Below are 7,703 nucleotides of genomic sequence, written 5' to 3'. Positions count from 1 at the left end.
AACTTTAGCAAGTATGTATGCCATCAATGCGGTTACGAATATGCCAATTATTCGTCCAGTTGCGACACTTGATAAAAATGAAATTATTGAGATTGCGAAACACATCGATACTTATGATATTTCAATTCGTCCATATGAGGACTGCTGTACGGTCTTTGTTCCGGAACATCCTGCAACAAACCCTTCATTAGAAAAATGTATTGAATTTGAACAAAACTTTGATTTCGAATCATTAGTGCAAAAATGTATTGATGAAACAGAAATTATCACAGTACGTGCCGGAGAAATGATTGAGTTAGAAGATAATGCCGTTTGTGCATTAAATGATTTATTCTAAAAAAAAGCTAAAAGAAGAAATTCTTTTAGCTTTTTTTATTTTCAGTTAATAAAGATCAGACTTTAAATGGTTTTTTAGACTAATTTTTCAATAATATTCCATAAAAACAGTTACAAAAAGCGTTTTTTTGACCTAAAAATTACTATTTTGTGAAATAATAAACGCTTTCACTACGTTTTCATTAGACAAATAATTCACAATGTAATATAATTACAACTGTAAGTAAGTGAATGTATTCACAATCTTGAGGAGGAGTCGGAATGACTAATAAAATTACAAATGTAGATGAATTAATGTCAACTCTTGAAACAGTACGCGCAGCACAAAGAGAATTTGCTAAATTTACGCAAGAGCAAGTAGATGAATTATTCTATAAAGCAGCGATGGCAATCAATAATTTACGTATTCCGTTAGCTCAAATGGCAGTTGAAGAAACTGGAATGGGATTAGTTGAAGATAAAGTGATTAAAAACCACTATGCTTCTGAATATATTTACAATAAATATCGTGATGAAAAAACTTGTGGAGTTTTATCTGAAGATTTATCATTCGGTATCCAAAAAGTTGCAGAACCTGTAGGAGTAATTGGGGCGGTTATTCCAACAACAAACCCAACATCAACTGCATGTTTCAAATGTTTAATGGCTATTAAAACTCGTAATGCAATCGTTATCTCTGCGCATCCACGTGCTAAAAACTGTACAAACTATACAGCAAAAGTAATTCGTGAAACAATCGAAGCAGCTGGAGCACCAAAAGGATTAATTGCATGGATTGACGAACCAAGTATCGAGTTAACAAATACAGTTATGAAAGAAGTAGATTTAATTTTAGCAACAGGTGGGCCAGGAATGGTTAAATCAGCTTATTCTTCAGGAACACCAGCAATCGGGGTAGGGGCAGGAAATACACCAGTTATTTTCCACAAAACATGTAATGTTCCAATGGCAGTTAACTCATTATTATTATCAAAAACATTTGATTATGGAGTAATCTGTGCGTCAGAACAATCAATCATCGTTGATGAATCAATTTATGAAAATGTTAAAGCTGAACTTAAAAAACGTGGAGCTTTATTATTAAATAAAAAACAATTAGATGCTGTTCGTGAAACAATCATTGTTAACGGAGCATTAAATGCTAAAATTGTAGGACAACCTGCATGGAAAATCGCTGAATTAGCAGGATTTGAAGTCCCTAAAGATACTAAAGTATTAGTAGGTGAAGTAACGGATACTTCATTAGAAGAGCCATTCGCTCATGAAAAATTATCAGTTGTATTAGCAATGTACAAATCAACTAACCATGAACAGGCAGTTGAAATGGCCTATACATTAGTAGAACACAGTGGATTAGGACATACATCAGCCATTTATGCAGATGAGTTACGTGCAGAAGCTGACATTCAAGCAATGGCATCTCGTATGCGTACAACAACATTCTTAATCAACCAACCAACTGCACACGGAGGAATTGGAGATTTATTCAACTTCGCTTTAGCACCATCATTAACATTAGGTTGCGGGTCTTGGGGAAATAACTCAGTATCAGAAAACGTTGGACCTAAACACTTAATTAATATTAAAACAATTGCTAAAAGGAGAGAGAATATGCTTTGGTTCAAAGTGCCTGCAAAAGTTTACTATAAATTTGGATGCTTACCAATCGCATTAGAAGATTTAAAATTTGATGGTAAAAAACGTGCATTCATCGTAACAGATAAAGTATTATTCGATTTAGGATATACAAAACATGTAACAGATGAATTAGATAAATACGGAATTCAATATACAATTTGTACAGATGTACATCCAGATCCATTATTATCAGATGCTAAAAAAGGTGCTCAAGCCATGGCTGAATTCAAACCTGATACAATCATTGCATTAGGTGGAGGATCTGCAATGGATGCAGCTAAAATCATGTGGGTATTATATGAACACCCAGAAACAAACTTCCAAGACTTAGCAATGCGTTTCATGGACGTTCGTAAACGTATCTTCCGCTTCCCTCAAATGGGTAAAAAAGCTAGCTTAGTATGTATCGCAACTTCAGCTGGTACAGGTTCTGAGGTAACGCCATTCGCTGTTATCACTGATGATGAAACAGGAGTAAAATACCCATTAGCTGACTACGAATTAACACCAACAATGGCGATTGTTGACCCAGTGTTAATGTTATCAATGCCAAAAGGATTATGTGCTGCTTCAGGTATCGACGTTTTAACTCATGCCTTAGAATCATTAGTAGCAACAGTAGCAACTGAATACACAATTCCATTATCATTAGAATCAGCTAAATTAGTATTCGATTACTTACCAGAATCTTACCATGGTGGGGCAGAAGCTAAAGTAGCGAAAGAGAAAATGGCTAATGCATCATGTATGGCAGGTATGGCATTCTCTAATGCAATGTTAGGATTATGTCACTCAATGGCTCATAAATTAGGATCAGCATTCCATATTCCTCATGGTATTGCAAATGCTTTATTAATCAACGAAGTTATTAAATACAATGCAACAGATGCACCATTCAAACAGGGAACATTCCCTCAATACGAAACTCCTCAAGCCATCGAACGTTATGCAAAAGCTGCTGAGTACTGTGGATTAACAGGACGTACAAATGAAGAGAAAATTCAAGCATTATTAAATAAAATCAATGAATTAAAAGCTGAAATCAATATTCCAATGAGTATCTCTGAATGTGGCGTATCAGAAGCTGATTTCTTAGCAGCAGTAGATAAATTAGCAGTAGATGCATTTGATGATCAATGTACAGGGGCTAACCCACGCTACCCATTAATCGAAGATATCAAACAATTATATTTAAATGCTTTCTACGGTGAAGCAAAATAATTAAAGTATTAATAAAAAAACTCCCTCACGCACACGAGGGAGTTTTTTATGATCTTAAAAATAGTCCTTTACTAAAACAGAAATAAGGACTAAATTAAAATTTTAGAATAGAAAAAGTTTTCTTCGCATAAAAAAATCCCTTAAAAGATAAATCAAGGGATTTTTTAAATTTTATTATTGATTCGCAACGACAACTTTACCGTCTTCAATACGATAAATAACATCACTATGCTGCGCGACACGGTCAGAGTGAGTGACAACAATGATACATTTATTAAATTGATGAGCTAAAACACGGAATAAGTCACAGATTTCTGCTTCTGTTTGAGAATCTAAGTTTCCAGTCGGTTCATCGGCAAAAATCAGATCAGCTCCGGTAACAAGCGCACGAGCAATTGCGACACGTTGTTGTTCTCCCCCAGAAAGTTGTTTAATAAATTTATGAGCTTTGATTTTTGAAATACCAAGTTTCTCTAAAAATCCTAAGGCTATTTCACGTTTATTTTTAGGCATTTCATTATCTGTAATTTTCATCGCCATTTCAACATTTTCAACAGCTGTTAAATAAGGAATCAAGTTGAAAGACTGGAATACGATTGCCATATGATTACGACGATATTTCACAAAACCAATTTCTTGAATCGGTTTTCCGTCTACAATCACTTGGCCTTGTTGGATATCGTCAAGTCCCGCTGCAATTGAGAGTAACGTTGATTTTCCAGATCCAGATGGACCTAAAATAGAATAAAACTGTCCACGTTCAAACGTACAATTGACATCTTCAAGGACAATACGGCGAATATCACCGTCAACATAAGCATGAGAAAGATTTCTTAACTCTAAGATAGACATTATAAGGCACCTCGCTTTATCGAATGGTTAAAATAGTTTTTGGATTATATCGCATGATGAAGATAATCGGAATAAAGGTACTAACAGCAACAACTAGAAGTCCATAGGCCATTAATTCAAGATAAACAATTGGATCGAGTTCAATATTAAAGCTTGTGACGAAGTCAGTATATTGTAATGTTGAGCTTTCGTTACTATACATTTGCTCAGGAACATAAATATTAAAATTATTTGATTGCGTCATCGCGCTTTCCATTTGGGTTTGTAATAGTTGTTGTCCGTAGTATTTAGCGATAAAATTACCAGAAACAATTGATAAGCTAAAGGCTACTAAGGCAATAATTAATAACTCGCTCATTAATTGACCAATGACTTTAAGTTTACTTTCACCAAGAGATAATAGAACCCCAATTTCATATTCACGGCTTTTTAACGTTAATGAAGTAATTAAACTTAAGATTAAAATTCCAGCTCCAAACACAATGTAAATAATTAAATTTGACGTTTGAGTCATGCTATCAATTGATTTAGCAATTGAATCATACGTTGAATTCCCAACTTTTAAAACATGATATTCAGAAGGTAATAAGCGTGTATTATCTTCGATAAAATCACGCACTTTTAGAGGATCTTTTAATAAATAACCGATGGTATTCGGTTGAACTTCACTATATTGCTCTAAATATTCGTCTGCTTCTTCTTGTGTCCAATACCCCTGGGCAATACTTTCTTGAATTGATTCCTTTTGTACTTCAAAACTTAACTCATAAGCGACATTATAAGGCACATAAATTTGAGTCGCCACACGTTCTGTCATCCATGTGTCATTTTGGTCGGCTGCACTTAAATTTCGATAAATTCCAACAATTTCAAAATCATTTTCAGTTGTACTTGGAAGTGCTGCTTCTTCAGCATCCCAAACCATTTTGAAATCGACAGGGAGCGTATCTCCAACAGATAAATTATTTGCTTTAGCAAGGTTTTCTTCAATAACTAGCACATAATTGCTATTAGCGACATCATCTTCATTAATTCCACGTCCATCTACAATTTCAATCGTTCCACTGGCTACTTTAAATTCACTAGAACTTGATCCTAACATTTCATAGTAATCTGGTTCTTGGAACGTTTCAGTATTTCCTTCTGAATCAGTACTTGTAATCCAATTTCCCCCGCCTTGGCTATTAGGATCTTTGTATGCCTTAATTGAACGAATTAAAGCAGTTGATTGTGTACTTAAATCAAAAGCTTCCACATCGTTTGAACGACCAATTTCAAGGGCAGTCTCAAGCGAAATGTTTGGCATGGGATCTGTTTCCGAGTCAACAAATCCAAGCTCTTGAGCACGCCAATATCTATCATAATCTTGAGTGTAATAAATGATAGGAGTCATTTGACTAAGTGTTGCATTGGTTGCCTTCTCAGTCCCTTTAAGAATAAAAATTCCTGTTACGATGAGATTGGAAATGACAAACATAACTAAAAAAATCATTAATGATTTCATCGGCTTACGAATATTTTGTTTCCAAGCACGAAATAAAAAATCCATGTATAGTTCTCCCCTTTATAATAAAAATAATGGATAAAATAATAAAACTTACCATTTCATCTGTTTTATATTTTATCATAAAGAGTAGCTAGAAACGTGTCTGAGTCATTAAATTAAGAAATTCTTAAGAATTAAAAAAGTAGCACCGAAGTGCTACTTTATCACTTATTTAATTGTAACAAATCGATTCAATGGAAACACCTCATTTAACATATCACTTAGTGTTTGAACAAAAGTTAACTGATACACGAGATTTATAACAAACTAGTGCTAAACCAGTACAACGGAAACACCTCATTTACGTTATAGTGTTAAATCATACACAACCACATCATTTATAATAAATCAGTGAATAAACGGTACAATGGAAACACCTCAATTACGCTCATTTAGCGTTTTATAGTACAGAAGCAAACACCACATTTATAACAAATTAGTGCTTAATCAGTACAACGGAAACACCTCATTTATGATGATTTAGTGTCTATTAGAATCAATTGTTAAAGTTGGCGGATTGGATTTCATGTTTTATCCCTCGCATTTTTGATAATAAAATCGTGATAACAACTTAAAACTTTGGCGGATTAGCTAACATAACATCATCCTCACATTCTACAAAAACTGCAAAACATTGAGTAACAGTAAGTGCATAATCAAGAATTTCTAATTAAAGAAAATTCAACTCCAAAAACGTTGGTGGATTAGATTCCATCCTTGATCCCTCACATTTCTTTAAGAGTTTGTGACACTGGATCTTTCGTGTTTTTCACGGTAATAATTTTATCAAAACTTTGGCGGATTTGCATTCATCTTGATCCCTCACGTTTAATTAGAATTTGACGTGATATTTAAATAAGTTGGCGGAATATCGTTCATGTTATGACCTCACAGTCTTGTTTGATAAAACGGACCTTGACGCTTTGACATGAAACAGTATACCTAGTTTAATTATTGTTGGTTTTGAGAAGCACCTAATTGTGATTGAGCTTGTTTCACTAAACGTTTAGTGATTTCACCACCAACAGATCCGTTTTGACGAGCTGTAGCATCAGCTCCTAAAGTAACACCTTGTTCACTAGCAATCTCATATTTCATTTGATCGATAGCAGCTTGTGCTGATGGGACAACTAATTTGTTTGATGAGTTGTTTGAATTGTTTGTCATGTTGTTCACCTCCTGACAATAAATATAATATCCATCCATCGACAAATTCATACGAATCTATCGATGGAAATTTATTCATATTTTTTAGAAGCTTAGTAGTAAAGAAAATAACGTTGGCCCAATCGTTATTTTTGTGAAGTTCCACTCATTTGTTGCTGTGCCATTGCAACTAAACGTTTCGTAATTTCACCACCGACTGAACCGTTAAGACGTGAAGATGTATCAGCACCTAATTCGACACCAAATTCGCGAGCAATCTCATATTTCATTTGATCAAGAGCAGCTTGAGCACCAGGAACCACTAATTTATTACGACTTGACATATTAATAACCTCCTGTAATGGTAATCTTGAATGATACTTCTGTTTCTTTTTCTTTAAAACTAAATTTAAATCCGGTTATTTTAAGTTTTGTTTAGCTTGGGCAATTAAACGTTTTGTAATCTCACCGCCAACAGCTCCATTTTCTTGAGCTGTTGCAGTACGTCCAAAGTTAACACCAAGTTCTTTAGCAATTTCGTATTTCATTTGATCCACGGCTTCTTGAGCACCAGGAACGATTAATTTATTACGAGTAGCCATAGGGGGCACCTCCCGATAGATATCAATTGTAACTTTAATGACAATTGAAGTTGAATAACAAAACCTTTAAATTAAATTCATAACTATTTTTGGTTAGTATAGCTTGATCCAAGTTGTGATTGAGCTTGTTTCACTAAACGTTTAGTGATTTCACCACCAACTGAACCGTTTTGACGAGCTGTAGCATCAGCCCCTAAAGTCACACCTAATTCACTAGCAATCTCAGCTTTCATGTTATCAATTGCAGCTTGAGCACCAGGAACCACTAATTTATTACGGTTTGCCATGATTGTCACCTCCTGACAATCATAATTTGTGCAGATTCGACAAAATAATACACTTAAATAAATATTTTTTTAAAA

7 protein-coding genes and 1 pseudogene are annotated in these 7,703 nt (G+C 34.3%); 2 read left to right on the top strand and 6 right to left on the bottom strand.

What is annotated here, in order from left to right:
• A pseudogene (locus tag QWC74_RS02235) lies at positions 1-337 on the top strand (tRNA 4-thiouridine(8) synthase ThiI); the annotation flags it as partial.
• A gap of 260 nt (positions 338-597) precedes the next feature.
• Positions 598-3,195, top strand: coding sequence for a bifunctional acetaldehyde-CoA/alcohol dehydrogenase (adhE, locus tag QWC74_RS02230; RefSeq protein ID WP_006783246.1), 2,598 nt, complete (start codon positions 598-600; stop codon positions 3,193-3,195).
• Positions 3,196-3,369: 174 nt separating this feature from the next.
• On the opposite strand, the gene QWC74_RS02225 is transcribed toward adhE, so the two are convergent.
• From QWC74_RS02225 to QWC74_RS02200, 6 genes are all read right to left on the bottom strand, one after another.
• Complete coding sequence (locus tag QWC74_RS02225) at positions 3,370-4,047, bottom strand: ABC transporter ATP-binding protein (protein ID WP_006783245.1); 678 nt, start codon at positions 4,045-4,047, stop codon at positions 3,370-3,372.
• A gap of 16 nt (positions 4,048-4,063) precedes the next feature.
• Complete coding sequence (locus QWC74_RS02220) at positions 4,064-5,596, bottom strand: ABC transporter permease (RefSeq protein ID WP_006783244.1); 1,533 nt, start codon at positions 5,594-5,596, stop codon at positions 4,064-4,066.
• Between the two features lie 948 nt (positions 5,597-6,544).
• Positions 6,545-6,760, bottom strand: a complete 216-nt coding sequence (locus tag QWC74_RS02215; protein WP_006783243.1) for an alpha/beta-type small acid-soluble spore protein — start codon at positions 6,758-6,760, stop codon at positions 6,545-6,547.
• A gap of 125 nt (positions 6,761-6,885) precedes the next feature.
• Complete coding sequence (locus QWC74_RS02210; RefSeq protein ID WP_006783242.1) at positions 6,886-7,083, bottom strand: alpha/beta-type small acid-soluble spore protein; 198 nt, start codon at positions 7,081-7,083, stop codon at positions 6,886-6,888.
• 75 nt (positions 7,084-7,158) lie between these two features.
• Positions 7,159-7,341 carry an alpha/beta-type small acid-soluble spore protein gene (locus QWC74_RS02205; RefSeq protein ID WP_006783241.1) on the bottom strand — a complete coding sequence of 61 codons (183 nt, stop codon included), beginning with the start codon at positions 7,339-7,341 and terminating at the stop codon, positions 7,159-7,161.
• Between the two features lie 83 nt (positions 7,342-7,424).
• The gene (locus QWC74_RS02200; RefSeq protein WP_006783240.1) at positions 7,425-7,628 is read right to left on the bottom strand and encodes an alpha/beta-type small acid-soluble spore protein; all 204 of its coding nucleotides are present in this window, start codon (positions 7,626-7,628) and stop codon (positions 7,425-7,427) included.
• Positions 7,629-7,703 lie beyond the last annotated feature (75 nt).

The sequence above is a fragment of the uncultured Turicibacter sp. genome (assembly GCF_938044715.1).
GTDB classification, from domain to species: Bacteria; Bacillota_I; Bacilli_A; order MOL361; family Turicibacteraceae; genus Turicibacter; species Turicibacter sanguinis.
This window is presented reverse-complemented; position numbering and strand designations above follow the sequence as displayed.